Here is a 26,914-nt window from a genome sequence, read left to right as displayed (position 1 = left end):
CAAGGCTTCGTAAAGTACGACGACGACGAAGGCGTCGAAGCGGGGGCACCGGTCCCGAGACTTTCCAGGGCCACTGACAATCAGACCCTTCCCGGGCATCGCGCCCTTGCCGCGGAAGTCGAGGGGAATTTTCGGTTCGGAATCGCGTTGGGTTGGGGTATGAAAGCTATTGTGTACCGGGCTACCGGCGATCCGTCCGTTCTCGAGCTGATCGACCGGGATGTCAGTGAGCCGGGACCAGGGGAGGTCCGCGTTCGGCTCGTGGTCTCGGGGGTCAATCCCACGGATTGGAAGTCGCGCCGGGGCGCCAAATCGGGTGAGCCGCTGCCCTTCGCGGAGGTCGTTCCGAACCAGGATGGCGCGGGCATAGTTGACGCCGTCGGTGCCGGAGTTGACCGGGTCCGGAACGGCGATCGCGTCTGGCTGGCGTTGGCCGCCTACCAGCGGGCTGACGGAGGAACCGCCCAGGAATTTGCGGTTTTGCCGGTCGAGCGCGTCTTTGCCCTTCCGGAGTCTGCCGGGTTCGATGTCGGCGCGAGCCTGGGCGTTCCGGCCATCACCGCGCATCGGGCGCTGAGCGTTGCTGAGGACGGCCCGCGCCGGCTGCGTCCCGGGGCCCTCAGAGGCAAGGTGGTGCTCGTTGCGGGCGGGGCCGGCGCCGTGGGCCATGCTGCGATCCAGCTCGCCAAGTGGGCCGGCGCCGTCGTGATCACCACCATCAGCAGTCCGGCGAAGGCTGCGCTGGTTCGCCGCGCCGGAGCCGACCATGTTGTCAATTACAAGGAATCCGACGCGGCAGCGCGGATCCGCCGTATCGCTCCAGAGGGCGTCGACCTGGTGGTGGAGGTGGCACCGGCGCAGAACGCCGACCTGGACTTGGCGGTGATCCGCAACCGCGGATCCATCGCTGTCGATGCCAACAACGGAGGTGATCACGTGCACTTGGACGTGCGTAAACATTTCAGTCTCAATGTCCGCTACCAGTTTGTGCTGCTGTACACGGTTGGGATGGAGGCGGTGCACGCCGCAGCTGAGGACATCAATGCTGCCATCGCCGACGGCGCGCTGGCGGTGGGGGAGCAGGCCGGACTGCCGCTGCATCGTTTTGCCCTGGCTGACACGGCCGCGGCGCATGCAGCGGTGGAACAGGGCATTGTTGGTAAGGTGCTGATCGATGTGGCCCCGGTCCGGCCGGCACCGTGAATCATCGTGTCCAGCGGTAGGGCGTCGTTGTTGACACTTTCACAAGTCCGGAGCGTTCGAGGATCGGACGTGAATACTCGGTGGAGTCGCTGTGGATGAGCGTCTTTCCTTTGCTGAGCGCCGAGCGCGCGCGTGCGGCCGTCAACGCACGGTAGATCCCGAGGCCGCGCCACTCTTTGCGGGTCGCGCCGCCCCAGATTCCGGCGAATTCGGTACCGCGAACCGTCTCCAGACGTCCTGCTGTCACGATTTGGCCGTTGGCCTCGCCAACCCACAGTTCCATTCCGTCATCGGCGGCGAGTCGGCGTAGTAGGGCCTCCGCCATCTCATCGGAGACCGGGTCGCCGAAGACCTCGTCCTGCATCGCGCTCATCGCCCGCACGTCCGATTCCTCGTGCACCTGCCGTAATGTGACACCGTCGGGCAGTGGAACATCAACTGCCAGTGCGGATGCTTCGCCGATCATGATTGATTCAGGCTCGTCCGGGATGAAGCCATTGTCCAGCAAGGCCTCGTGCAGCCCTGGTGCCCGGTCGTGTCCACGGGTTTTCCACTCCACTCGGTTGATTTCAGGATCAGCTTGGTAGTGAGTCATCGCCTGGGGAACCAGTCGTCGGATTGCGTCCGCGTCGGCTTCTCCGAGGTTTTGGTAGGTGACAAATCCTCGTCCATGCAGGAAGGTCGCCAGGCGCAGCGGACCGTGTTGAGCGACTTTGATCGCGCTCGGTGTCTCGGCGTCGGTGCGCAATTGCAGATCATAGGCCGCGAGGCGTCGCTCTTCCGTATCCGCATTTTCCTGTCTCATCAGTCCATTCTCGATGAGGGCGGAGCGGCTTACGACCAATCGCCACTGCCGGCCATGAAGTACGGCCGTTAAAAGAACCAGCCCCGGGGTGCGAATACTGCACCCCGGGGCGTGATTGTCTCCTGCAGCTTCAGACAGGAAAAATGCGCCGGACTGTCGAGGTCGGGCGACTTTCAGCCTCGGGTGTCTCACGTCCTTGGCGATATAACCAACGATACACGAATAAGCTAAGCCCACTTACCAATAGCCGGTGATGAGACCTCCGATCAGACACGAACCAGCCCACTTCCCCCGCCTCTTCGCTGCCTAATCGTGGCGCTTGTCCCCCATGTCATTGCTGCCGTACAGTCTTGGATCAACAGCCCGTTCGATTACTGAATATCGTGTTCGCATATCGAACAAGACTGGTTCGTACCACAACGAAGTGAGGAAAGCCCGTGCAGTTTCATCACCACGGTTACGTATCCGGTGACCCGCGCGTACAGTCGGCTGCCGGCGTCGGCATCGACCGGCCCGAGGAACTTCCGGACAAGGTCGACGTCCTTATCGTGGGCTCGGGACCGGCTGGTATGTTGACCGCTGCCCAGCTCGCCCAGTTCCCGGACATCACAACGCGTGTCGTCGAGCGCCGGCCCGGCCGGCTTGCCATCGGCCAGGCCGATGGCATCCAGGCCCGCAGCGTCGAAACCTTCCAGGCCTTCGGGTTCGCTGAGCGGATCATCGCCGAGGCCTACCGGATCACGGAAATGGCGTTCTGGCGGCCGGACGCCCTGGACCCAACCCGCATCGTCCGCGGCGGCCGCGCCGTCGACGACACGACGGGCATCAGCGAGTTCCCGCACTTGATTGTCAACCAGGCGCGCGTGCTGGACTACTTCGCCGAGGTCGCGGCCAACTCTCCCACCCGCCTGACGCCTGACTACGGTTGGGACTTCCGCGCGCTCAACGTCACGGACGAGGGCGACTACCCGGTCAAGGTCACGCTCGCCCGGAGCGGCGGCGCGGATGAGGGCGCCGAGCGTGTGGTGCACGCCAAGTACGTCGTCGGCTGCGACGGAGCCCGCAGCAAGGTTCGTTCCTCGATCGGTTGCACCATGGCCGGCGATCAGGCCAACCATGCCTGGGGTGTCATGGACGTGCTCGCCAGGACCGACTTCCCGGACATTCGCACTAAATGCGCCATCCAGTCGCACGACGGCGGATCCATCCTGCACATTCCGCGCGAAGGCGGCCACCTCTTCCGCATGTACGTCGATTTGGGCATGGTGCCCGCGGACGACAATGGTGCGGTGCGCAAGACCGGCATCGAGGAGATCATCGCCAAGGCCAACGCCATCCTGCACCCCTACACGCTGGACGTCCGCAGCGTCGCGTGGCACAGCGTGTACGAGGTCGGCCACCGTCTCACCGACCGGTTCGACGACGTCCTCCCCGAACAGATTGGCAGCCGCACCCCGCGGGTTTTCATCACCGGGGACGCCTGCCACACGCACAGCGCCAAGGCCGGCCAAGGCATGAACGTCTCCATGCAGGACGGGTTCAACATTGGCTGGAAGCTGGCACACGTTCTCGAGGGCCGCAGCCCCGAATCCCTGCTGTCCACATATTCGGCCGAGCGCCAGATCGTGGCCAAGAACCTCATCGACTTCGACAAGGAATGGTCAACCATGATGGCCAAGAAACCCGAGGAGTTCAACGACCCCTCGGAACTCGAGGACTTTTATGTTCGCACCGCCGAATTCCCGGCTGGGTTCATGACCGAATATGCCCCGTCGTTGATCACCGGCGAGGCGACGCACCAGAACCTGGCGACCGGGTTCCCTATCGGCAAGCGCTTTAAGTCCGCGCGTGCCTCCCGTGTCTGCGATACCAACCCAGTGCACCTGGGCCATCACGCCACCGCCGACGGCCGCTGGCGCATCTACGTCTTCGCTGACCAGTCCAACGCCGGTGCGGACTCTCCCGTCGCAGACCTCGCCGAGTGGCTGGCCGCCGCTCCGGATTCACCCCTCGCGGCAACCCCCGAGGCGGACGATGGCGATGCCTGGTTCGATGTGAAGGTCATCTACCAGCAGAAGCACGACGGCGTCGATATCAATGCCGTGCCCTCCGTTTTCAAGCCCGAGGTCGGGCCGTTCAAGCTCACCGATTACGAGAAGGTCTACGGCATCATCGAGGGCGAGGACATCTTTGACGCGCGCGGGATCTCCCGCGACGGCGCCGTCGTCGTCGTGCGCCCGGACCAGTACGTGGCCAATGTCCTGCCGCTGAAGGCGGGCGGGGAACTCGCCACCTTCTTCGCACCCATCCTTTCCGCACGTCGGAGCACAGCAATTGCTGGTGGATCAACGGATAGTTAGGCAGGATGGGGCTATGGATGATTCGGAACTGAAAGCTTTTGCTCTGGTTTGCACCCTTACCCCGTCCCCGGAGGCCTCAAGCAGCGAGCTGCTGGCGCGCCAGGTTTTGACTCAACTGGAGGGTCACGGCGTGTCGACGTCGTTGATGCGGGTAGTGGACCACAACGTCCGGCCCGGTGTTCAAATCGATATGGGCGCGGGGGATGGGTGGCCAGGAATCCGCGAGCAGATCCTGGCGGCGGACATTTTTGTCCTTGCAACTCCCATTTGGATGGGCCATCCAGCCAGTCTTGCCCAGCAAGTCCTGGAACGCCTCGACGCCGATCTGGCCAGCACGGACGACGCTGGCCGTCCGATCATGTTTGACAAGGTCGCCGTCGTGGCCGTCGTCGGCAATGAGGACGGCGCGCACAAAGTTACCGCTGACTTGTTCCAGGGGCTCAACGACGTTGGCTTCACCATTCCAGCGCAGGGTGTCACGTACTGGGTCGGCGAAGCCATGCAATCCAAAGACTTCAAGGATCTGGAGCAGGTGCCGGATGCCATTGCGTCCGCCACGGCAACGGCTGCCCGCAACGCGGTGCACGCAGCGGCCAACCTTCGCAAAAACCCATATCCGGCCGGGTAAAGCGCCCGGCTGGACGAGAGCTTTCGGAGTGGGGACGCCGTTCGGACGCCGGTCTTGATTGCCTGATCGTGGCGTGGGTCGATCCCCAATCTCGCCGCTACGATTCCGGCGCCCGGAGTTCGGGGATCAACGGCTGGGTCCCGAGGTCGACGGCGGTGACTCGGCCATGCGCAGGGGTTCCGTCGGCGTCCTCCTGGTTTCGCCGACCAGTGGGCCGGACGCTGCCCGGCCCGTTCCCGACTTTGGCGGAGGACGGTCCGAGGTTGTTGAAGGTGTAAAGGTGGATGCCGGCAAGGGCTGGCTGGATTGCCGACAGCTCGGACACGAGTCCCTGGGATGAATAGGCTCCGCCGCTCAGGAGCCTGCGGGCAAGGGGTCCCTTGCCGCTGAGGAACCGCAAGGACGGACCGACGCCGATCTTTATGGCCAGTGAGACTAGCTGGGTCCGGGGTACGGCTCCGGCGACACCGGCCCAGAGCGGTAGTTCCACGCCTTCGCGCCGCAGCAGCTCGGCGTACCAGCCGATTTTGGCGGCCGAGAAGCACATCTGCGTGACGATATTCGCGGCCAGATGCTGCTTTTCCAGCAGCGCATCCAGCATGTGGAGCGGGTTTTGCTTGGGGTGACCTTCGGGGTGTCCGGCAACGCCAATGGCGATGCGTCCTCCAGACATCTCGGCGATGTCTACCATGAGCCCGACCGCCGAATCGTACGGGCCTGCCGCGTGCGCGGCGTCCCCGCCGACGGCGAAGACTTCGGTGATCCCGACGGCCTCGCAGCCCCGGAGGATTCCGGCGAGCTGCGCGCGGCCTTCGAGACTGCGGGCGGCGAGGTGCGGCACCACGTTGAAGCCCAACAGCCCAAGCTCGACCGCGGTCTGCATCGTGGGCTCGATGCCGTGGTGCGGCAGGCAGGTGATCGTCAGCGTCGATGCCACAGGGATATTGGCCTGGACGATGGCAACTATCCCGTCGGTGGGAACGATTTCCAGACGGGTGGAAAGCACTTTCGTGGTGTCGGCGTGACTGTGCGCCGAGCCAGGCCGGTCGGCGAAGGTCAATGGACGTGATTGAACCATCAAGAGGAACTCCAAGGTATGGCCGGTACGGGGGCCTGAGAGATTCCTGGGGAGGATTTGCTCCTACGGCGCCTGCCCGGGAATGACTGGGAGGACTCTCCCGCCACGGTTCGAAAGGCATATTCAGTTGTGACGCGGTCAGATCTGCCGGGGGAGGACCTGCCGGCGGGTAGCCCCGGCATCTGACGGCGCTGGAAGCGGAGTCAGCGAAGAATGACCGTCCGATTCCCTGACAGGATAATTCTTCCTTCGCAGTGCCAACGTACTGCGTTTGTGAGGGCCTTACACTCGGCGTCCCTGCGGACCGTCACGAGGTCCGAAGGGCTATAGGTGTGGTCGACCTCGATCACCTGCTGGGCAATGATGGGCCCCTCATCCAGCTCCGAGTTGACGTAGTGAGCCGTTGCTCCGACCGTCTTGACTCCGCGTTCGTAGGCTTGGTGATAAGGCTTGGCGCCCTTGAAACTGGGCAGGAAGGAGTGGTGGATGTTGATGGCTTTGCCGGCTAGTTGGGATGTGAGGTCCTCGCTGAGAACCTGCATGTAACGGGCCAGGACCACGAGTTCGACATTGTAGGCGACCACCAGTTCGAGCAGCTCGGATTCCGCCGCCTGCTTTGTTTCCCGGCTCACAGGGATGTGGTGGAACGGGATTCCGTGCCAGGTGACAAGATCTTTCTGATCTTGGTGGTTGGATACAACCGCGGCGATCTCGACCGGCAGTTCGCCGCTGCGTGCCCGGAAGAGCAGATCGTTAAGGCAGTGACCATACTTGGAGACCATGACCAGGATTCGTTGTTTGCGGCCGTGGGGCTCCAGCCGCCAATCCATGTCCCATTGTGCGCCAACCGGGGCGAAGTCCTGTCGGAGGTCTTCGCCGGTTGAGAAGCTGCCAGTCGAGATGAAGTGCACGCGCATGAAGAAGTGCTGCGTGTTTTGGTCGCCGAACTGTTTGATGTCGATGATGTAGCAGCCGTGGTTCAGGAGAAATTCGGCGACCGCGTGAACAATACCGGGCGATTCGGCGCAGTCGAGAGTGAGTACGAACCCCGCTGGCACCACGTCCCGCCGATCGTCCGACGGGCTGTTGGGTGAAGCGGTCGTTCCGGCGTCACCGTCCGTCCGCTGCGCCTGCGCCGAGGGGGTCAGAGGCAGCAGTTTGGTCCGACTGGAGCTGGTCTTTGAACGCTGCATAACGGGCCGCATGGCCCGGGCGCCGGCGCAGGATGAACCATGTGACGCCGAGCACGATGAACCAGACGGGTGTGACCAGCAGTGCAAGCAGGGTGTCCGTCTGGGTGGTCAGCGCCCAGAGCACAAAGGCAAAGAACGCGAACACCACCCATACCATGGGGATTCCGCCGGGCATCTTGAATTTGGACGCCTCATGCTGCTGCGGCCGGCGCCGGCGGAAGGCGATGTAGCTGGCCAGAATGATCGACCAGACGAATACGAAACAGACCGCCGACACCGTCGTGACCATCTCGAACGCCTTGCCGATGTCCTGTCCGGCGTACATCAAAACGACGCCGGACAGCAGCAGCACGCACGACAGGAACAGGGCGTTGCGGGGCACCTTGCGGCTGGACAGCCGGCTGAAGAGGGCAGGGGCGTCCCCCTCCTGAGCCAGGCCAAAGACCATCCGGGAGGTGGAATAGATGCCGGAGTTGGCCGAGGACATTGCCGAGGTCAGCACCACCAGGTTGACCACCGTGGCTGCGGCCCCCAGACCGGCCAGCGAAAACATGGCGATGAAAGGGCTGTGACCGGCGGCGAACTGGGTCCAGGGGATGACGGACATCAAGATGATGAGGGCACCCACGTAGAAGAGCAGGACACGCACCGGAATGGAATTGATGGCCTTGGGCAGATTCTTCTCCGGGTCCTTGGCCTCCGCCGCCGTGGTGCCCACCAGCTCGATGCCCACGAAGGCAAACACTGCGATCTGGAAGCCGGCCACGAAGCCCATGAACTCATTCGGGAAGAAGCCACCGTGGCTCCACAGGTTGGTGAAGCTGGCCGGTCCGGCATCAGAGGAGAACCCGCCGAAGATCATGAACAGGCCCACCACGATCAGTGCCGCGATGGCGATAATCTTGATCAGCGCGAACCAGAATTCGGTCTCGCCGAAAGCCTTCACGGTGGTCAGGTTCAACAGCAGCAGGATGGCGATCGTAGCCACTCCCGGAATCCACAATGGGAGCCCCGGCCAGAGTTCCTTGGAGTAGCCCGCAATGGCGATCACATCGGCGATACCCGTGATTACCCAGCTGAACCAGTAGGTCCAGCCGGTGAAGAATCCTGCCCACGGGCCCAGCAGATCCGCGGCGAAATCACTGAAGGACTTATAGTTCAGATTGCTCAGCAGCAGTTCACCCATCGCGCGCATGACGAAGAACAGCATGAAGCCGATGATCATGTAGACGAAGATGACGGAGGGTCCGGCAGCGGAGATGGTTTTGCCTGAGCCCATAAACAGTCCGGTGCCGATGGCGCCGCCGATGGCGATCAGTTGGATGTGCCGGTTGCTGAGCTGCCGCTCCAGGTGGGGAGTTTCGGCAAGCGCGGTAGGGGGTTGATGTATCGTCATGAGGAACTCCATCGTTCAGGTGGCACCAGAGTGCCACGATGATTCGGGTTCCTCCCCGCTCTGTCGTGGACCTGAGAGTTTCCGCGCCCCTGCTCCCGCAGGACCCGCTTGCACCGTCGGTGAGCCAGGACATTGCCTGGCTGCTTTCCAGAGTTGCCTCGCCGCGGCGGTACGGGGGCCTGAGAGATTCCTGGGGAGGATTTGCTCCTACGGCGCCTGCTGAATGTACCGGCAGGACTCTCCCGCCGCAGATCTAAGGCTCGTTCGCATTTGAGCGGAGCAGATAAACGGCAGCGAGGAGCACTGCTCCGCTCGACCACTCCGCTCCGTGGTTCCTGGGCGCCGAAGTTGGCGACCACCGACTAAGTGTGGGATCGATCACGAAGAAAAGTCAAGCCACCGGTTTTACGTCGCAGGCTTGTCTGCTGATGTTGCCCGGCGTCGAAAGTGCGTGTATTGTGTGTTGCGAATCACCCACATCTCAATATGCCTTTCGAACCGTGGCGGGAGAGTCCTCCCAGTCATTCCCGGGCAGGCGCCGTAGGAGCAAATCCTCCCCAGGAATCTCTCAGGCCCCCGTACCGCCGCGGCGAGGCAACTCTGGAAAGCAGCCAGGCACTGTCCTGGCTCACCGACGGTGCAAGCGGACTCGGATCCGCGGAATCTCTCAGGTCACATACAGAGCGGGGAGGAACCCAACCCCATGCCGTGCCCCCGGGCCGGCCATACCTTGGAGTTCCTCATGACGGTTCAATCAAGTCCATCAACCTTTGCCGACCGGCATATCGGTGCGCGCCGTAAGGCTGACATCGACACCATGCTCAAGGCTGTCGGCTACGACAGCGTTGATGGCTTGGTGGACGCTGCCGTTCCCGATTCCATCCGCCAGGAGAGGCCGCTCACGCTTACCGGCGCACTCAGCGAGGTTGAGGTGCTGGCGGAACTGCGCCGCCTGGCAGCCAGGAACACCACAGTCGTACAGATGATCGGGCAGGGCTATTTCGATACCGTGACTCCGCCGGTGATACGCCGCAACATTCTTGAAGCCCCTGCCTGGTACACCGCATACACCCCGTACCAGCCCGAGATCTCCCAGGGCCGTCTCGAGGCGCTGCTGAACTTCCAGACCATGGTCCAGGACCTGACGGCCCTGCCGGTCGCCAACGCCTCCCTGCTGGATGAAGCTACCGCGGTGGCCGAGGCTGTGCTGCTGATGCGCCGCGCGAATAAAACCGCAGGTCAGAAATCCGGCGCCCAGGATGCCAAGACAGTCCTTGACGCGGACTGCCTGCCGCAGACCATCGCCATCGTCAAGGGTCGGGCCGAGGCTCTGGGATTCGAGGTTGAGATCGCCGATCTCTCCGCCGGCCTTCCCGAGGGTCCGATCAGCGGGGTCGTGCTGCAGCAGCCGGGCGTTTCCGGCCGCGTCTTTGACCACTCCGCCGTTATTGCGGCTGCCAAGGAGCGCGGCGCCCTCGTCACCGTTGCCGCTGATCTCCTGGCCCTGACCCTGATCACTCCTCCGGGTGAGCAGGGCGCGGACATCGCCGTCGGCACCGCGCAGCGTTTCGGCGTTCCGTTGTTCTTTGGTGGCCCGCACGCCGCCTATATGGCCGTCCGCGAGGGTCTGGAACGTTCCCTTCCCGGCCGCATTGTCGGCGTCTCCAAGGACAACACCGGCATTCCCGCCTACCGGCTGGCGCTGCAGACCCGCGAGCAGCACATCCGCCGGGAGAAGGCCACGTCCAACATCTGCACGGCCCAGGCACTGCTGGCCATTGTCTCCTCCATGTACGCCGTCTACCACGGCCCCGAGGGCCTTAAAGCGATCGCCGAGACTGCCCACGGCCGCGCCCGCTCCCTGGCCACCGCGCTGAAGGCTGCCGGCCGCGAGTTGGTGAACGAAACCTTCTTCGACACCATCACTGTCCGGGTTCCGGGCAACGCCGAAAAGGTTATAGCTGCCGCCGAAGCCCGCGGCATCAACCTGCGCCGCGTCGATGCGGACACCGTGGGAGTTTCCGCTGATGAGACCACGACGCCGGAAGTGCTGTCCGCGGTCGCCGCCGCCTTTGGCGCCGGTCCGGTGGGCAACGCGGCGGGTTTCGAGCTGCCGGAGTCCGTCCAGCGCAGCACCGAATACCTCCAGCACCCGGTCTTCAACACGCACCGCTCCGAAACCCAGCTGCTGCGCTACATCCGCAAGCTCAGCGACCGCGATCTGGCCCTTGACCGCACCATGATCCCGCTGGGCTCGTGCACCATGAAGCTGAACGCCACGGCCGAAATGGAGTCCATTTCGTGGCCTGAATTCGCTTCCATCCACCCATTTGCCCCCGATTCCCAGACCGCGGGATGGCGTGAGCTGATCGGCGGCCTTGAAGCGGACCTGTGTGAGATCACCGGTTACGACCAGGTCTCGCTCCAGCCCAATGCCGGATCCCAGGGCGAGCTCGCGGGCCTGCTGGCCATTCGCGGCTACCACCACTCCCGTGGCGAGGCCCGGCGCAATGTCTGCCTCATACCGGCCTCCGCCCACGGCACCAACGCCGCTTCGGCTGTACTGGCAGGCATGAAAGTTGTAGTGGTGGCCACCGCGCCCGACGGCACCATCGATCATGCTGACCTGAAGGCCAAAGTCGAGGCGAGCCGGGATGTCCTGGCCGCGATCATGATCACCTATCCGTCCACGCACGGTGTGTATGACGCCGATGTCCGCGAGGTCTGCGGCGCGGTCCACGAAGCCGGCGGGCAGGTGTATGTGGATGGCGCCAACCTCAACGCGCTCGTGGGTCTGGCGCAGCCGGGCAAATTCGGCGGGGACGTCTCGCACCTTAATCTGCACAAAACGTTCTGCATCCCGCACGGCGGCGGCGGCCCCGGCGTCGGTCCTGTCGCGGCCAAGGCCCACCTGGCTCCGTTTATGCCCGGTGACGCCAACACGGCTGCCTCCGAAACCGGCGCATCCTCGTCTGAAACCGGCGTGGCCATCTCTGCGTCCCGCTTCGGCTCCGCCGGCGTTCTGCCGATCTCTTGGGCCTATGTGAAGCTCATGGGTGGCGAAGGGCTCACCGAGGCCACCAAGTCCGCGCTGCTGGCCGCAAACTACATCGCCTCCCGCCTGGACGAGCACTTCCCTGTCCTCTACACCGGCGGCGGCGGGCTGGTTGCCCACGAGTGCATCCTGGACCTGCGCGAACTCACGGCCAGGACCGGCGTCAGCGCCGAAGACGTCGCCAAGCGCTTGATCGATTACGGCTTCCACGCTCCCACCCTGGCGTTCCCCGTCGCTGGCACGTTGATGGTGGAGCCCACCGAATCCGAAGATTTGGCCGAGATTGACCGCTTCATCGAAGCCATGATCACTATCCGGCACGAGATCGACCAGGTCGCCAACGGGGACTTCACGGTCGAGGACTCCCCATTGCGCAACGCCCCGCACACCGCATCCGCCGTTGTGTCCTCCGACTGGAACCGGGAGTACCCGCGCGAACAGGCGGCGTTCCCGGTCCACCGCCTCAAGCAGGACAAGTATTTCCCGCCGGTGGGACGCATCGACGGCGCAGCAGGGGACCGCAACCTGGTCTGCTCCTGCCCGCCGATCGAAGACTTCGAAAACTGACCACCGGACGTCGAAATCAAGGAAACCGCAATGACTGAGAATTACACTGCACTGTACGAGCAGCACAAGGAAGCCGGCGCGTCGTTCACAGATTTCGGGGGCTGGCAGATGCCGCTGAAATACGACTCGGAACTGGCCGAGCACCACGCGGTGCGCAACGCTGCCGGTCTGTTCGATCTGTCCCACATGGGCGAAGTTTGGGTTACCGGCCCCGACGCGGCTGCGTTCCTGGACTATGCGCTGGCTGGCAAGCTCTCTGCGGTCGTGACGGGCAAGGCCAAATACTCGCTGATTTGCGCCGAAGACGGCGGCATCATCGATGACCTTATCTCCTACCGCCGGGGCGAGGAGAAATATCTGGTGGTCCCCAACGCCGGCAACGCCAAGGCGGTGGCAGCGGCACTGACCGAACGTGCCAGCAACTTCGACGTCGTGGTTGAGGACGTATCCGAAGGGACTTCGCTGATTGCCGTCCAGGGGCCGAAGGCCGAGGAGATCCTGCTCCGCCTGGTGCCGGTCGGCCAACATTCCCTGGTCACCGAACTGAAGTATTATGCCGCGGTCGAGGTAGGACTTAAGGTCAACGGCACTGAGCAGCAGTTGTTGCTTGCCCGCACCGGTTACACCGGCGAGGACGGTTTCGAGATCTACGTGCCAAACGCCGAGGCCGCCAGCCTGTGGAAAGCGCTCCTGGAAACGGGAGGAGGCCTTGGCCTCATTCCGGCTGGTCTGGCCTGCCGTGATTCGCTGCGCCTGGAAGCCGGGATGCCGCTCTACGGCAACGAGCTCTCCCTGGAAGCGAACGCTTACGCCGCGGGACTTGGCCCGGTCGTCTCGCTGGCCAAGGAGTCCGATTTCGTCGGCAAGGCCGCACTAACTGCCCTCAAGGAAGCCGGCGCCGGCTCCACTACTGGCCGAAAGCTGGTCGGCATCAAGGGCCTGGGACGCCGCGCGGCCCGAGGCCACTACTCCGTCCTCAAGGACGGAGTAGTGGTGGGGGAAGTGACGTCTGGCCAGCCGAGCCCCACTCTGGGTTACCCGGTGGCGATGGCCTATGTCGACGTCGAACACTCCGAACCCGGCACCGTACTTGAGGTCGACCTGCGAGGCAAGGCCGAGCCCTTCGAAGTTGTCGCCCTCCCGTTCTACAAACGCCGGAAATAGTCCCCAGCGGCTCCCGCCGCTGGAGGATCACCCAGCGGGGCTCCCGCCGCTGGGCCTCATCCCTTTCGAACTCAAGGAACCAAAATGAGCAAGGTAGTTGCTGACCTGTTGTACTCCGCCGAACATGAGTGGGTCGCCACCGACGGCTCCGGCCCGGCCGCGATCGGTGTCTCTGCCGTGGCCACCGATGCCCTCGGCGATATTGTCTATGTCGACCTGCCCGAAGTCGGCTCCGCCGTCACCGCCGGGCAGAGCTGCGGCGAAATCGAATCCACCAAGTCCGTCTCCGATCTGTACTCCCCGGTCACGGGCGAGGTCACGGAAATCAACGACGCCGTCGTCGCTGACCCTGCAGTGATCAACTCCGATCCCTACGGTGCCGGATGGCTCTTCAAGGTCAGCGTAGTGTCCGAGGGCCCACTGCTGAGCGCCGCCGACTACGCAGCCGCAAACGGTGGTGAACTGTGAGCACCCCAATCCTGGACAGCTCCGCACGCTTCGAAGCCGTCGCGTCGCCGAGCCTGGACGCGCTGTTGTCCGATCTGGATCCGGAGGTCGCGGCGCAGATTGACAATGAGCTGTGCCGCCAGCGTTCCGGTTTGGAAATGATCGCTTCGGAGAACCACACCGCCGCGGCTGTGATGCAGGCCCAAGGGTCGGTATTGACCAACAAGTATGCCGAGGGCTACCCGGGCCGGCGCTACTACGGCGGTTGCGAGTACGTGGACGTCATCGAGCAACTGGCCATCGACCGGGTCAAGGCCCTCTTCGGTGCCGGCTATGCCAATGTCCAGCCACACTCCGGCGCGCAGGCGAACGCCGCCGTCATGCATGCGCTCATCAAACCGGGCGACACCATCATGGGGCTTAACCTGGCGCACGGTGGACACCTGACGCACGGCATGAAGATCAACTTTTCCGGCAAGCTCTACAACGTCATCCCGTATCAGGTGCGCGAGGACACCCACCGGGTGGACTTGGTCGAGGTGGAGCGGTTGGCGCTGGAGCACCGTCCGGCGCTGATCGTGGCCGGCTGGTCCGCCTATGCCCGGCAGCTGGACTTTGCCGAGTTCCGCCGGATCGCTGATCTGGTGGGCGCCTACCTGATGGTGGACATGGCCCACTTTGCCGGCCTGGTGGCCGCGGGGCTGCACCCCTCCCCGGTGCCGCATGCCCACGTCACCACCTCCACCACGCACAAGACGCTCGCCGGTCCGCGCGGCGGCATTATCTTGAGCAACGATGCAGGCATCGCCAAGAAGATCAACTCGGCGGTGTTCCCCGGGCAGCAGGGCGGCCCGTTGGAGCATGTCATCGCCGGCAAGGCCGTGGCCTTCAAGATCGCGGCCTCTGCCGAGTTCGCCGAGCGCCAGCAGCGGGTGCTCGATGGCGCCCGCATCCTGGCCGAGCGCCTCATCCGGCCCGATGTGGCAGCCAAGGGCATTTCCGTCATCTCCGGCGGGACCGATGTGCACCTGGTGCTGGTGGACCTGCGGAATTGCGAGCTGGATGGACAGCAGGCGGAGGACCGGCTGGCCGCCATCGACATCACCGTTAACCGCAACGCCGTGCCGTTCGACCAGCGCCCGCCCATGGTCACCTCCGGGCTGCGCATCGGCACTCCTGCGCTGGCCACCCGTGGTTTCGGCGAGGCCGCGTTTGCCGAGGTGGCGGACATTATCGCGGAGGCACTGATGGCCGACGCAGCTGCGGACTTGTCCGGTTTGCGCAGCCGGGTGGAGGCTCTCGCCGCCGCCCATCCGCTCTACCCGGGCGTGGCGAACCTCGCCTAGGGCAGGATCGTCAACCAGATTGGGACGGGACGGGTAGCCGCCACGGTGGCCGCCCGCTCCGTCTCCAGGCAACAACGCCACGCGGCGTCGTTGCCATCCGGCAGGACTATCTGCCGGACCACTGCAACGTATGTGTAAGGAAACCGGCGATGACTGTTGGCGTTTTCGATCTTTTCTCTGTCGGCATTGGCCCCTCAAGTTCCCACACCGTGGGGCCGATGCGGGCCGCCGCAGTATTCACGGCCGAGCTGGTGGACTCCGGAAAGCTGATGCAGGTGTCATCGCTGCGCGTTGACCTGTACGGCTCCCTCGCCGCGACGGGCCGGGGCCACGGGACCATGACAGCGGTCCTCCTCGGGCTGGAAGGCTACCACCCGGACGTGATCCTGCCGGGGGAGGTCGAGGAACGGCTCGCGTCGATCGCGCAGACCGGCATTCTGGAATTGGGCGGCGCCGGCTCGCCAGGGGAAGGAGTGCGGCTGCCCTATCGGGAAGCGGACATGATCCTGCACCCACTGACCGTGCTGCCCCGGCACACGAACGGGTTGAAGCTCGCCGTTTCCGATGCCGATGGCGGCATTTTGCATGAGGCGACCTTCTTCTCCGTCGGGGGTGGCTTCATCGTCCGCGACGGAGAAGAAGACGCAGCCCAGCAGGAACTGGAAGCGTCCAGGGAAGAACTGCCGCTGCCGTTCCGCACCGCCGCCGAGCTTCTGGTCCACTGCACTGCCCGCGGCGTGGGGATTTCGGACATCATGTTCATCAACGAGCGCGCCTCCCGGTCCGAGGAGGAGATCCGTGCGGGCCTGCTGCACATTTGGGCCGTAATGGAAGAGTGCGTTGCAACCAGCCTTAAACGCGAAGGTGTGCTGCCCGGCGGGCTGAAGGTCCGCCGTCGGGCTCCCGGCTGGCACGAACGCCTCCTGAAGGAGGGTGCGGCGCAGAACCCGGTGTACTGGCAGGAATGGGTGAACCTGATCGCCCTTGCCGTGAACGAGGAAAACGCCTCTGGCGGCCGCGTGGTCACCGCACCCACCAATGGTGCCGCCGGGATCATCCCCGCCGTCCTTTACTACGCCCTGCACTTTGCCCCAGGCATGAGCGAAGCGAACCAGCACCGCCGGGACGAAGTGATTGTGAAGTTCCTGCTCGCCGCCGGGGCCGTCGGAGTGCTTTACAAGGAACAGGCCTCGATCTCCGGAGCCGAAGTCGGCTGCCAGGGCGAGGTCGGCTCGGCCTCGTCGATGGCCGCCGCAGGCCTCGCCGAGGTGATGGGCGGTACTCCGGGACAGGTGGAGAACGCCGCTGAAATTGCCATGGAACACAACCTGGGGTTGACGTGTGATCCGATCGGCGGACTGGTGCAAATCCCCTGCATCGAACGCAATGCGATCGCCGCGGCCAAGGCCATCAACGCCGCCAAAATGGCCCTCTGGGGCGACGGCACACACCGCGTCTCCCTCGACGAAGTCATCGTGACCATGCGCGAGACAGGCAAGGACATGTCATCCAAATACAAGGAAACCGCCATGGGCGGCTTGGCCGTCAACGTCGTCGAATGCTAAGCCGGCGAGCCTGGGCCAGGAACCACCCGATCTACTGACAAGGCGCATCATGACTCCGGAATTTTTTCCGACATTCGTACCCAGCCCCGAAGGAGCAATCCAGTGACGCTCGCCCCCGAAGGCCGCAAGATGCTCCGCATTGAACAGCGCAACGCCGCCATCCCGGTCGAACGCAAGCCCGACTGGATCAAGGCCAAGGTCTCCATGGGCCCGGAATACATCGGCATGAAAAACCTGGTCAAAAAGGAGGGCCTGCACACCGTTTGCGAGGAGGCGGGATGCCCTAACATCTTCGAATGCTGGGAGGACCGCGAGGCAACGTTCCTGATCGGCGGCTCCGAATGCACCCGCCGCTGCGACTTCTGCCAGATCGACACGGGCAAACCCTCCCCGATCGACCGGTTCGAACCGACCAAGGTCGCCCGCTCCGTGCTGAAGATGCAACTGCGTTACGCCACCGTCACCGGCGTCGCCCGCGACGACCTTGCCGACGAAGGCGTCTGGCTGTACGCCGAAACCGTTCGGAAGATCCACGAGCTGAACCCGGGAACCGGCGTCGAGCTCTTGATCCCGGACTTTTCCGGCAAACCAGAGCACATTGAGGCCATCTGCGACTCTGCCCCGGAGGTCTTCGCCCACAACGTCGAGACCGTGCCAAGGATCTTTAAACGGATCCGGCCCGCCTTCCGCTACGACCGCTCCCTGGACGTCATCACCCAGGGCCGGAACCTGGGCATGGTCACCAAGTCCAACCTGATCCTTGGCATGGGCGAAACCCGGGCCGAAATTTCCGAGGCTTTGGTGGACCTGCACCAGGCCGGATGCGACCTCATCACCATCACCCAGTACCTGCGCCCCTCCGAACGGCACCTGCCCGTGGACCGGTGGGTCAAGCCGACCGAATTCGTTGAGCTCGCCGCCGAGGCGGAAGAACTCGGCTTCCTGGGCGTCATGAGCGGCCCGTTGGTTCGCTCCTCCTACCGGGCCGGCCGGCTCTGGGCCACCGCGATGCGCAAGAAAGGCCGCGACATCCCTGACGCCCTGGCCTACATCGCCGACGGCATCGGAGATTCGGGGACCACGCGCCAGGAGGCTGCCACCCTGCTCGCAGCCTCCGCGACCGCCTGATCCGCATGAACCCCGCGACACTTTCCACCCGTCCCGAAGTCTCCACCGACGGCACCGCCGCAACCCTGGGTGGAGAATACGATCATGACTGATGACCTTCCCCGCCCCGTGTACTTCCTCTCGGACAGTACGGGCATCACCGCGGAAACTCTCGGCAACACCCTGCTGACGCAGTTCCCCGCGAACAATTTTGACCGGACCACGATCCCCTTCATCATGACTGTCGAACAGGCGCAGGCGGTCGTTGACACCGTCGATGAACTCGCCGCCCACGGCCCCGCACCGATAGTCTTTTCCACTGCCGTCGGCGGCGACATCCGCCGGACGCTGGCGCGATGCAACGGAACGATGGTGGACCTCATCGGGACGCACGTCGGCCAACTGGAGCAGGCCCTTGGCACCCTGGCCAGCGGTGAACCGGGTCGTGCCCATGGGCTGGGAAACGCCGCCCGCTATCAATCCCGGATGACCGCCGTCGAATACGCGATGGAACACGATGACGGTCAGAGCCTGCGGGCGCTGGAGAAAGCCCAGGTCATTCTGGTGGCCCCTTCCCGCTGCGGCAAGACCCCCACCACGATGTACCTCGCGCTGCAGCACGGCATCTTCGCCGCGAACTTCCCGCTTGTCGACGAGGATTTCGAAAGGGAGGGGCTCCCCGAGCCACTGCGGCCGTTCGTTGGCAAGTGCTTTGGCCTTACCTCCAATCCCCTCCGCCTGAGCCAGGTCCGCACCGAACGCCGTCGCGGTTCGCCATACGCTTCGCTGCGCCAGTGCGGCTTTGAGCTGCGCAGCGCCGAACGCTTGTACGTCTCCCATGGCATTCCCTACCTGAATTCGGCCAGCGTCTCCGTGGAGGAAATGGCGGCCACCATTCTGCAGCGGATGCAGCTGAAGCATTAGCGAAATATTTCACAAACAATGCGTGGCACACGTCACGTGGAAAACCTGGCGCAGACCTGCCACTGTGTACGGGGACGCCGTCGCCGGTGTTCGCCGCACCTCGAGGCAAAACACGCATGCCGCCATTTGCAAAGGAGCAATGACCATGACGACAGACATCCTGTGGTTCTCAGAACTCGGACTCAAGGACTTGGATCGGGTGGGTGGCAAGAACGCCTCTCTCGGCGAGATGGTGCAGAACCTGACCTCGGCCGGGGTGCAGGTACCGGACGGGTTCGCCACCACGGCAGACGCCTACCGCAGCTTCCTGGCCGACTCGGGCCTGGACCGGAAGATTGCCGACAGGCTGGTCGGTCTGGACACCGATGACGTGACAGCCTTGGCCGCGGCGGGCCAGGAGATCCGGATCCTGATGCGGCAGACTCCCTTCCGGCCGGACTTCGAGGACCAGATCCGCACCTCCTATCAGAAGCTGGTGGACAAGCACGGGGGCTCAACGGACCTTTCCTGGGCTGTCCGTTCCAGCGCGACGGCGGAAGACCTTCCGGATGCTTCCTTCGCTGGGCAGCAGGAAACCTTTTTGAACGTTCGAGGCATCGACAACATCCTGCTGGCCATCAAAGATGTGTTCGCGTCGCTCTACAATGACCGCGCCATCGCCTACCGGGTGCACCACAAATTCGAGCACGCAGAGGTCGCGCTGTCGGCCGGGATCCAACGCATGGTGCGCTCCGACGTCGGGGCGTCCGGGGTCATGTTCACCATGGACACCGAATCCGGGTTCCAGGATGCCGTCTTCGTCACCTCCTCCTACGGCCTCGGTGAGGCCGTAGTCCAGGGCGCCGTCAATCCGGACGAGTTCTACGTCTACAAGCCCGCCCTGCAAGCGGGCCGTCCCGCCATCCTCAAGCGTGGACTCGGTGAGAAGGCGCTCCAGATGACGTACACGGCCAGCCATGAAATCGGCCGGACCATCGATTTTGTGCCGGTCGAGGCTGCCCTGCGGAACCGCTTCAGCATTTCGGACGACGACGTTGAACAGCTCGCGCGCCATGCCCTCGCCATCGAACATCATTACGGGCGTCCGATGGATATCGAATGGGGCAAAGACGGGATTGACGGTGGCCTCTACATTCTGCAGGCGCGCCCGGAGACCGTGCAGTCACGCCGGCCCGCCGGCCGGCTCAGCCGCTTCCGCATGAACGAGACCGGCCGGGTGCTGTCCGAGGGCCGTGCCATCGGCCAGCGCATCGGCGCCGGCCGCGTCCGTATCCTCACCGCCATCGATCAGATGGCCGGCTTCGAAACCGGTGACGTCCTCGTCGCCGACATGACTGACCCGGATTGGGAACCGATCATGAAGCGCGCGTCCGCCATCGTCACCAACCGGGGCGGACGCACTTGCCACGCGGCGATCATCGCCCGTGAACTGGGGATTCCCGCCGTCGTCGGCACCGGCGACGTTACGGACATCCTCTCCGACGGCACCGAGGTGACTGTCTCCTGCGCCGAAGGCGAGACCGGGCTGATCTACGAGGGACTTCTGGACTTCAGCATCCAGGAAACCGAGATCACCCAGTTACCTGAGGCGCCGGTCAAGGTCATGATGAATGTCGGTACCCCGGAGCAGGCGTTCACCTTCGCGCAGCTGCCCAACAGCGGTGTCGGCCTTGCCCGGTTGGAGTTCATCATCAACCGTCAGATCGGCATCCACCCCAAGGCCCTGCTCAACGTGGACGAACAACCGGCGGACGTGGCCGCGGCAATCCGGGAACGGATTGCCGCATACGCCAGTCCGCGCGACTACTACGTCAAGCGCCTGGCCGAAGGAGTGGCAACCATCGCGGCCGCGTTCGCGCCGCAGCCGGTGATTGTGCGCATGTCCGACTTCAAATCCAACGAGTACGCTAACCTCCTTGGCGGACCCGCCTACGAGCCGCACGAAGAGAATCCGATGCTCGGCTTCCGCGGCGCATCGCGCTACTTGGAACCGTCCTTCCGGGACTGCTTCGACCTGGAGTGCGAGGCGCTGTCTTTTGTGCGCAATGAGATGGGTCTGACCAACGTCAAGCTGATGATCCCCTTTGTGCGCACCCTCGACGAGGGCCGCGGCGTGATCGAGCTGCTGGCCGAGAACGGACTGCGCCGCGGCGAAAACGGGCTGGAGGTCATCATGATGTGCGAGTTGCCCGCCAACGCACTGCTGGCCGACGAATTCCTGGACCACTTCGACGGGTTCTCCATCGGCTCCAATGACATGACCCAGCTGACGCTTGGCCTGGACCGGGATTCCGCCATCGTGGCCGGAAGCTTTGACGAACGCAATCCCGCCGTCAAGAAGCTGCTGAGTATGGCAATCAAGGCCTGCAAGGCCCGCGGAAAGTATGTGGGGATCTGCGGCCAGGGGCCCAGCGATCATGCGGACTTCGCCCAGTGGCTGGTTGACGAAGGCATCGATTCCGTGTCGCTGAACCCGGACACCGTGGTGGACACCTGGCTGCGCCTCGCCCACGCAGCAGCCAGCCCCGAAGAATCGGGTAGCATGTTGGCCCAATGACGGATGTTGAAGAGCCCGCCGCTAACCTGCTCCGTTAACTGGCACCGTCCGTGTCATTTGAATACGCGGACGGTGCCATTCTGAAACATCGGTCATATAACTCCCAGCGCTGACAAAACCGCTTCGAGGGCATCGTTGGCGTTCGAGGTATCAATCGGCATGCGGTGTCCTTCCCGCTTCGCGTCCCAAGGACGGTAATCAAGTTTCAAGACGGAGTCCCAATCCGGCAGGGAGTGTCCTTGGATGTCCGGAACGCGCGTGGTAACACGTCGTTGATGCTCGGCCTATGCCACCGCGTACCCTTCTGGCCCGGATACAGGTCCCCTGGTACGGGCAATCGCCGTTTCAATGGCGTCAACTCGCAAATAGCATGCCGCAAGCCGTTCGGAAAGGGGCCTCGCAAGCGTTGTCTTACCGGTTCCTGGAAGACCCGCCACAATGATCAGTCGCATCTCATCCGTCAACCCGTCTGAAGGTAAAGTCATGCCTCGGATCCGAGGATTCTTCGGGTCGCAATTCGAACGGTTCGGCGACGACGGCTGTCAGTAGTCGTCGACGATCGCGTAATCAGCCGGTATTGTTCCGCCGCTTCGTGCGGCGAGGTCGTGGAATGCCCTTTTGATCGTGTCCGCGTACAGGTGGGCGCCGAGGATGCCGGGATGAGTTTGATCCGGCTGGAGCAAATCCGGTCTGTGGGAAATCGCCTTATTCCAGTCCGCGATAATGGCATTGGGACGGCTTTTTACGGCGTCCGCGAGGAGCTGATTCGCGTCCGGAACCCAGGGGCTGGCTCCGTAGAGATTAACCAGGACGATCATCCGGCCGGGGCCGAGCGAGTCCAAGACCTTGGAAACCATCGCCGAATCCGAAATGCCCGCGTTGGTGCCGAAATCCAGGATAACGGCTCGGGGTATGCTGCCGTCGGCGATCCGGGCGCGAACGACAGCGACGCCGTCGGGCCATTGTCGATTGGACAGGGCATCGAAGGACATGCCCGGAAACCGGTCCCGAAGCCCGTCGGCGCTGGTGACGACCAGCGAATCCCCGATGGCCATGACCTCGTCTCCGGCAGGGTATGGCATCGGTGTACCGGAGGGAGTGGGCGGCCTCACCTTAGTGCTGGGGGGCGCCGAAGCGGCCGAGGCGGGGGAGGGCGCATGAGTTGCGGCCGGGGTGGCGCCTGCGGTGGACCCGGTGGTTGGCGGTGATGAAGCCTGCGCCGAAGCATGTGCCGAAGGCGCCGCGGTTTTCGGGCCGGTAGCGGACGCTGATGGTCGGTTGGCGGACGCTGACGATCGGTTGGCGGACGTTGATGGTCGGTTGGCGGTGGGGTTTGACTCGGAGACGATCAGTTGGTTTCGTTCCAGCGAAACCTGCACCTGCGACTTCTCCGGCGCGGTGATAATCCCGGCGACGGCGAGAAGCGCCAGTGTTGCTGCCGCAGCGGCGGCGAGTTTTGCGCCGTCGAACTTCGATTGGCGATGCGCCACTGCGGTAACAGCTGCCCTCCACGCGGCACGGAAGCCTTGCCGGCGGACGGGCTGTTCCAGATAACGGTAGGACAACGCGGCTGCCACAACGGTGGTGGCCAACGCGATGATTCGTGCAATCCACCATTCCGCGCTGCCGATGGCCCGCGGTGCCAGGGCATCTGAGATAAGCAGCGCCGGCCAGTGCCACAGGTAGATACCGTATGAGCGCTGGCCGATCCATACCAGGACAGGATGGTTCATCATGGACTGAAGTGGACCCGTTCCCTCCAACAGGGTCAAAATCAGCACTGCAGCCAGCACGCAGGCCAGCAGGATCCCACCGCGGTAAGCCAGCGATGATGCTGGGTCCAGGACAAACATGAACCACACCAACAGCGCCAGTGCGCCCAAGCCAACAAAGACACGGCGCTTGAGCCAGTTGGGACGGCTCAGGTTCATACTGGTTCCGCCGGACCAGGCGAAAGCCAGGGCGACTCCCGTCATTAGGCCGAAGGCGTGTGTATCGGTGCCGTAGTACACGCGGGTGGCGTCCGTGCCTGGTACAAACAGGACGGCCATCAGTGCCGCGGACGCCAGGGCGCATCCAATGGCAGTGCCAATGCGCGCCCGGCGGCTGCGAACGCCCCACATGAGCAGCAGGAATCCGAAGGGCCACAGGAGGTAAAACTGTTCCTCCACGGCCAGGGACCAAAAATTAGCGAACAGCTGGGGTGATGTGTGGGCGAAGTAGCTTGAGCCGGCGGCGATTTCAAGCCAGTTGTTCGAAAAGGTCACGGCACCGAGCGTCTGCCGGGCGATGCCAACCAGCAGATCCTTGCCGATGAGAAAACCGAGCGCGGTGCTCACCAGCACGACGACGAGCAACGCCGGCAGCAGGCGGCGGGCCCGGCGCAGCCAAAACTGTGCCAGTGAGATCCGGCCGGTGGTGCTGCGCTCATGCAGCAGGAGAGTGGTGATCAGGAAGCCGGACACCACGAAAAATACGTCCACCCCGAGGTATCCGCCGGGCAGCAACCGGGCATGCAGGTGGTAGACCAGGACCGCAAGCACGGCTATGGCGCGCAGGCCGTCCAGCCCGTTGATCCTTCGGGGTCCGGCTCGGCGCGTGTGATTCGCCGACTGCATCGCTGCAGACCCTGTCATGACACGTTCATCCATACCGTTCTCCCACCGGATGCTGCACCAGCCGCGTTTGGAACCGCGTCGTGCATCGGTTCCAGAACCAAGGCTAGACCGCACCGCCGACAAAGTCCGGTCGACGCTCAGGAGATAGCGATGAAATGTCTGTTTGCTTCGTTCCTGCCCTCGCGCCGGTCAGGCTCCGACGTAAGCCGCCAAGTGCTTGCCGGTGAGGGTGGAGCGGGCAGCGGTGAGGTCCGCGGGCGTGCCCTCGAAAACGATCCGGCCGCCGTCATGGCCGGCTCCGGGGCCGAGGTCGATGATCCAGTCGGCGTGCGCCATGACCGCCTGGTGGTGCTCGATGACTATGACTGACTTGCCGGAGTCCACGAGCCGGTCAAGCAGCCCGAGCAGGTTTTCGACGTCGGCCAGATGCAGCCCCGCGGTGGGCTCGTCGAGGACGTAAACGCCCCCCTTTTCCCCCAGATGGGTAGCCAGCTTGATCCGCTGCCGCTCGCCGCCGGACAGTGTGGTGAGCGGTTGGCCCAGGCTGAGGTAGCCGAGCCCGACGTCGGCGAGCCGTTCGAGGATTTTGTGAGCGGCCGGCAGCTTTGCCCCGCCCTCGGCAAAGAACTGCTCGGCCTCGGAGACCGGCATCGCCAGCACCTGGCTGATGTCCTTGCCGCCGAGGGTGTATTCCAGCACCGAGGCCTGAAACCGTTTCCCCTCACAGTCCTCGCAGGTGGTGGCAACGCCGGCCATCATGGCCAGGTCGGTGTAGATGACACCGGCGCCGTTGCAGCTGGGGCAGGCGCCCTCGGAGTTCGCGCTGAACAGCGCCGGCTTAACGCCGTTGGCCTTTGCGAACGCCGTGCGGATTGGGTCCAGCAACCCGGTGTACGTCGCCGGGTTGCTCCGGCGCGAACCGCGGATCGCGCCCTGATCGACCGAGACCACGCCCTCACGTCCCGACACCGAGCCTCGGATCAGGGAGCTCTTACCCGACCCGGCCACCCCGGTGAGGACGGTCAGGACCCCGAGCGGAATGTCGACGTCGACGTTCTTGAGGTTGTTGGCGCTGGCGCCGCGCACCTGCAGCGCCGCCGAGGAGGTCCGTACCGCCGGCTTTAGTGTGGCGCGGTCGTCCAGATGCCGTCCGGTGAGCGTACCGCTGGTCCTCAGGTCCCCGACGGTGCCCTCGAACACCACCTGGCCGCCGTCGGTGCCGGCAAGCGGACCGAGGTCGACGACGTGGTCGGCGATCGTGATCATCTCGGGCTTGTGCTCAACGACCAGCACGGTGTTTCCCTTGTTCCGCAGTTGCAGCAGGAGGTTGTTCATCCGTGCGATGTCGTGGGGATGGAGTCCGATGGTCGGCTCATCGAAGACATAGGTGACGTCGGTGAGCGAGGAACCGAGGTGGCGGATCATCTTGGTCCGCTGCGCCTCGCCGCCCGAGAGTGTGCCGGCGGGCCGGTCGAGCGAGAGATAGCCCAGCCCAATCTCGGTGAACGAGTCGAGCAGGTGCCGCAGGCCGGTCAGCAGCGGCCCGACAGAGGGTTCGTCCAGCCCGCGGACCCAGCCGGCCAGGTCGCTGATCTGCATGGAACACAGATCGGCGATGCTTTTGCCTTGGACCTTCGAGGAGCGCGCCTGAAGCGTGAGGCGGGTGCCGTTGCACTCGGGGCAAGTCTGAAAGGTCACGGCCCGCTCAACGAAGCGGCGAACGTGCGGCTGCATCGACTCGGGGTCCTTGGTCAGCATTGACTTCTGGATCTTGGGGATGATGCCCTCAAAGGTCAGGTTGATCCCCTCGACCTTGACCTTGGTCGGTTCGACGTACAGCATCGTGTCGAGCTGTTTCTTGGTGAACTTCCCGATCGGTTTGTCCATCGGCAGGCCGACACCCCCGAACAGGCGGCCGTACCAGCCGTCCATCGAGTAGCCGGGAACCGTCAGCGCGCCCTCGCTGAGGGACTTGGAGTCGTCGTAGAGCGCAGTCAGGTCGATGTCGCTGACGTGGCCCATGCCCTCACAGCGCGGGCACATACCGCCCAGGTAGAGCGCTTCGCGCACGACGCTCTTTTCCACGCGGCCGCCCTTTTCGGTGGACATCACGCCGCTGGCCTTGCGTGTGGGCACGTTAAAGGAGTACGCCGTCGGCGGCCCGATGTGCGGGTCCCCGAGCCTGCTGAAGAGGATGCGCAGCATCGCGTTCGCATCCGTGGCCGTGCCTACCGTGGAGCGGGGGTTGGCACCCATCCGCTCCTGGTCGACGATGATCGCCGTCGTCAGCCCCTCCAGCACGTCGACGTCGAGCCGGGCCAGAGTGGGCATGAAGCCCTGCACGAAGGCGCTGTAGGTCTCGTTGATCATCCGCTGCGACTCCGCGGCGATCGTGGCGAACACCAGCGAGCTCTTACCCGAGCCCGAGACGCCGGTGAACACCGTCAGCCGGCGCTTCGGGATCTCGAGATGCACGTCCTTGAGGTTGTTCTCCCGTGCCCCCTGCACTCGGATCAGGTCGTGGATGTCTGCAAGGTGCGGCTCGGGCGTCCGCGAATCCGCCGTCGTGTCCATGCTCATCGGGCTCCATCTGTGACGCGCGTCCGCCGAGGCGGCTTGAAGTGTGGTTTGTGAGTACTGACCAACTGCTGGTCCGGGCACGTAGTGACCGATGACCCTGAGGTGAAGAAGATGTCTCCTTCAATCTTGCACGCGACCCTTATCAACAGCAACAGTGGATGCTGGGGATCGAGCAGCTCATCGCGGACGGCTTTACCCACGGACTTGAGGACTCCCACTGGGAGGAAGAGAACAAGGACCATGATCACACCTTCTGGTCTTTGACCGATGGCTGCCTGGCTGCCCAGGGTCTATGGGCCACCGCGGACGCGAAGTGTGGAG

At 64.0% G+C, this 26,914-nt stretch carries 18 protein-coding genes and 3 riboswitches; of the genes, 11 read left to right on the top strand and 7 right to left on the bottom strand.

The features are described from left to right. Positions 1-159: 159 nt before the first annotated feature. Positions 160-1,203 (top strand): NADPH:quinone reductase, encoded by a 1,044-nt coding sequence (locus IV498_RS07425; protein ID WP_269045926.1) that lies wholly within the window; start codon positions 160-162, stop codon positions 1,201-1,203. Between the two features lies 1 nt (position 1,204). Here IV498_RS07425 and IV498_RS07420 read toward each other — a convergent pair whose 3' ends face one another. Further along, positions 1,205-2,008: a GNAT family N-acetyltransferase gene (locus tag IV498_RS07420; protein ID WP_269045925.1), complete on the bottom strand. Its 804-nt coding sequence runs from the start codon at positions 2,006-2,008 to the stop codon at positions 1,205-1,207. A gap of 437 nt (positions 2,009-2,445) precedes the next feature. Between IV498_RS07420 and IV498_RS07415 the strand changes: the two genes are divergently transcribed. Further along, the gene (locus tag IV498_RS07415; protein ID WP_269045924.1) at positions 2,446-4,368 is read left to right on the top strand and encodes an FAD-binding monooxygenase; all 1,923 of its coding nucleotides are present in this window, start codon (positions 2,446-2,448) and stop codon (positions 4,366-4,368) included. Between the two features lie 13 nt (positions 4,369-4,381). Then, complete coding sequence (locus tag IV498_RS07410; protein ID WP_269045923.1) at positions 4,382-4,996, top strand: flavodoxin family protein; 615 nt, start codon at positions 4,382-4,384, stop codon at positions 4,994-4,996. 97 nt (positions 4,997-5,093) lie between these two features. On the opposite strand, the gene IV498_RS07405 is transcribed toward IV498_RS07410, so the two are convergent. From IV498_RS07405 to IV498_RS07395, 3 genes are all read right to left on the bottom strand, one after another. Beyond that, on the bottom strand, positions 5,094-6,074 hold the full coding sequence (locus tag IV498_RS07405; RefSeq protein WP_269045942.1) for a methylenetetrahydrofolate reductase: 981 nt from the start codon (positions 6,072-6,074) through the stop codon (positions 5,094-5,096). Between the two features lie 12 nt (positions 6,075-6,086). Next, positions 6,087-6,187, bottom strand: a riboswitch (glycine riboswitch). A gap of 90 nt (positions 6,188-6,277) precedes the next feature. After that, positions 6,278-7,132: a formyltetrahydrofolate deformylase gene (purU, locus tag IV498_RS07400; RefSeq protein WP_269045922.1), complete on the bottom strand. Its 855-nt coding sequence runs from the start codon at positions 7,130-7,132 to the stop codon at positions 6,278-6,280. 52 nt (positions 7,133-7,184) lie between these two features. Further along, positions 7,185-8,663, bottom strand: coding sequence for an amino acid permease (locus tag IV498_RS07395; RefSeq protein WP_269045921.1), 1,479 nt, complete (start codon positions 8,661-8,663; stop codon positions 7,185-7,187). Positions 8,664-8,820: 157 nt separating this feature from the next. Then, a riboswitch (glycine riboswitch) is annotated at positions 8,821-8,918 on the bottom strand. 239 nt (positions 8,919-9,157) lie between these two features. Then, positions 9,158-9,257: riboswitch (glycine riboswitch) on the top strand. 148 nt (positions 9,258-9,405) lie between these two features. Here IV498_RS07395 and gcvP point away from each other — a divergent pair. The 8 genes from gcvP to ppsA all read left to right on the top strand — a co-directional run bounded on the left by gcvP (position 9,406) and on the right by ppsA (position 21,395). After that, on the top strand, positions 9,406-12,285 hold the full coding sequence (gene gcvP / locus IV498_RS07390) for an aminomethyl-transferring glycine dehydrogenase (protein WP_269045920.1): 2,880 nt from the start codon (positions 9,406-9,408) through the stop codon (positions 12,283-12,285). A gap of 30 nt (positions 12,286-12,315) precedes the next feature. Next, a complete protein-coding gene (gcvT, locus tag IV498_RS07385) occupies positions 12,316-13,449 on the top strand; it encodes a glycine cleavage system aminomethyltransferase GcvT (protein WP_269045919.1) in 1,134 nt (377 codons plus the stop codon). A gap of 84 nt (positions 13,450-13,533) precedes the next feature. After that, on the top strand, positions 13,534-13,917 hold the full coding sequence (gene gcvH, locus IV498_RS07380; protein ID WP_269045918.1) for a glycine cleavage system protein GcvH: 384 nt from the start codon (positions 13,534-13,536) through the stop codon (positions 13,915-13,917). After that, positions 13,914-15,242 (top strand): serine hydroxymethyltransferase, encoded by a 1,329-nt coding sequence (gene glyA / locus IV498_RS07375; protein WP_330059276.1) that lies wholly within the window; start codon positions 13,914-13,916, stop codon positions 15,240-15,242. The genes gcvH and glyA overlap by 4 nt, the downstream gene beginning before the upstream one ends. Positions 15,243-15,391: 149 nt before the next feature. Then, positions 15,392-16,807, top strand: a complete 1,416-nt coding sequence (locus tag IV498_RS07370) for an L-serine ammonia-lyase (protein ID WP_269045917.1) — start codon at positions 15,392-15,394, stop codon at positions 16,805-16,807. Positions 16,808-16,909: 102 nt separating this feature from the next. Beyond that, entirely contained in the window at positions 16,910-17,935 is a 1,026-nt protein-coding gene (lipA, locus tag IV498_RS07365; RefSeq protein WP_269045916.1) for a lipoyl synthase, read from the top strand. 84 nt (positions 17,936-18,019) lie between these two features. Then, complete coding sequence (locus IV498_RS07360) at positions 18,020-18,838, top strand: pyruvate, water dikinase regulatory protein (protein WP_269045915.1); 819 nt, start codon at positions 18,020-18,022, stop codon at positions 18,836-18,838. Between the two features lie 145 nt (positions 18,839-18,983). Then, positions 18,984-21,395 (top strand): phosphoenolpyruvate synthase, encoded by a 2,412-nt coding sequence (gene ppsA, locus IV498_RS07355; protein ID WP_269045940.1) that lies wholly within the window; start codon positions 18,984-18,986, stop codon positions 21,393-21,395. A gap of 284 nt (positions 21,396-21,679) precedes the next feature. Here ppsA and IV498_RS19050 read toward each other — a convergent pair whose 3' ends face one another. The 3 genes from IV498_RS19050 to IV498_RS07345 form a co-directional block, all read right to left on the bottom strand. After that, the gene (locus tag IV498_RS19050) at positions 21,680-21,847 is read right to left on the bottom strand and encodes an AAA family ATPase (RefSeq protein ID WP_442951312.1); all 168 of its coding nucleotides are present in this window, start codon (positions 21,845-21,847) and stop codon (positions 21,680-21,682) included. Between the two features lie 90 nt (positions 21,848-21,937). Continuing rightward, a complete protein-coding gene (locus tag IV498_RS07350; protein WP_269045914.1) occupies positions 21,938-24,031 on the bottom strand; it encodes an acyltransferase family protein in 2,094 nt (697 codons plus the stop codon). 171 nt (positions 24,032-24,202) lie between these two features. Beyond that, entirely contained in the window at positions 24,203-26,593 is a 2,391-nt protein-coding gene (locus IV498_RS07345) for an excinuclease ABC subunit UvrA (protein ID WP_269045913.1), read from the bottom strand. Positions 26,594-26,914: the final 321 nt, after the last annotated feature.

It is taken from the genome of Paenarthrobacter sp. Z7-10 (genome assembly GCF_026932795.1).
Taxonomy (GTDB): Bacteria; Actinomycetota; Actinomycetes; order Actinomycetales; family Micrococcaceae; genus Arthrobacter_M.
The sequence above is the reverse complement of the archived record's forward strand: the minus strand, read 5'-3'. Positions and strand labels throughout refer to the sequence as shown.

Bases quoted from the DNA above. Each gene is read 5' to 3' on its own strand.
- IV498_RS07425 (WP_269045926.1), top strand. From the start codon at position 160: ATGAAAGCTATTGTGTACCGGGCTACCGGCGATCCGTCCGTTCTCGAG.
- IV498_RS07420 (WP_269045925.1), bottom strand. From the start codon at position 2,008: ATGAGACAGGAAAATGCGGATACGGAAGAGCGACGCCTCGCGGCCTAT.
- IV498_RS07410 (WP_269045923.1), top strand. From the start codon at position 4,382: ATGGATGATTCGGAACTGAAAGCTTTTGCTCTGGTTTGCACCCTTACC.
- IV498_RS07405 (WP_269045942.1), bottom strand. From the start codon at position 6,074: ATGGTTCAATCACGTCCATTGACCTTCGCCGACCGGCCTGGCTCGGCG.
- IV498_RS07395 (WP_269045921.1), bottom strand. From the start codon at position 8,663: ATGACGATACATCAACCCCCTACCGCGCTTGCCGAAACTCCCCACCTG.
- gcvP (WP_269045920.1), top strand. From the start codon at position 9,406: ATGACGGTTCAATCAAGTCCATCAACCTTTGCCGACCGGCATATCGGT.
- gcvT (WP_269045919.1), top strand. From the start codon at position 12,316: ATGACTGAGAATTACACTGCACTGTACGAGCAGCACAAGGAAGCCGGC.
- gcvH (WP_269045918.1), top strand. From the start codon at position 13,534: ATGAGCAAGGTAGTTGCTGACCTGTTGTACTCCGCCGAACATGAGTGG.
- IV498_RS07370 (WP_269045917.1), top strand. From the start codon at position 15,392: ATGACTGTTGGCGTTTTCGATCTTTTCTCTGTCGGCATTGGCCCCTCA.
- IV498_RS07360 (WP_269045915.1), top strand. From the start codon at position 18,020: ATGACTGATGACCTTCCCCGCCCCGTGTACTTCCTCTCGGACAGTACG.
- ppsA (WP_269045940.1), top strand. From the start codon at position 18,984: ATGACGACAGACATCCTGTGGTTCTCAGAACTCGGACTCAAGGACTTG.
- IV498_RS19050 (WP_442951312.1), bottom strand. From the start codon at position 21,847: ATGCGACTGATCATTGTGGCGGGTCTTCCAGGAACCGGTAAGACAACG.
- IV498_RS07350 (WP_269045914.1), bottom strand. From the start codon at position 24,031: ATGACAGGGTCTGCAGCGATGCAGTCGGCGAATCACACGCGCCGAGCC.
- IV498_RS07345 (WP_269045913.1), bottom strand. From the start codon at position 26,593: ATGAGCATGGACACGACGGCGGATTCGCGGACGCCCGAGCCGCACCTT.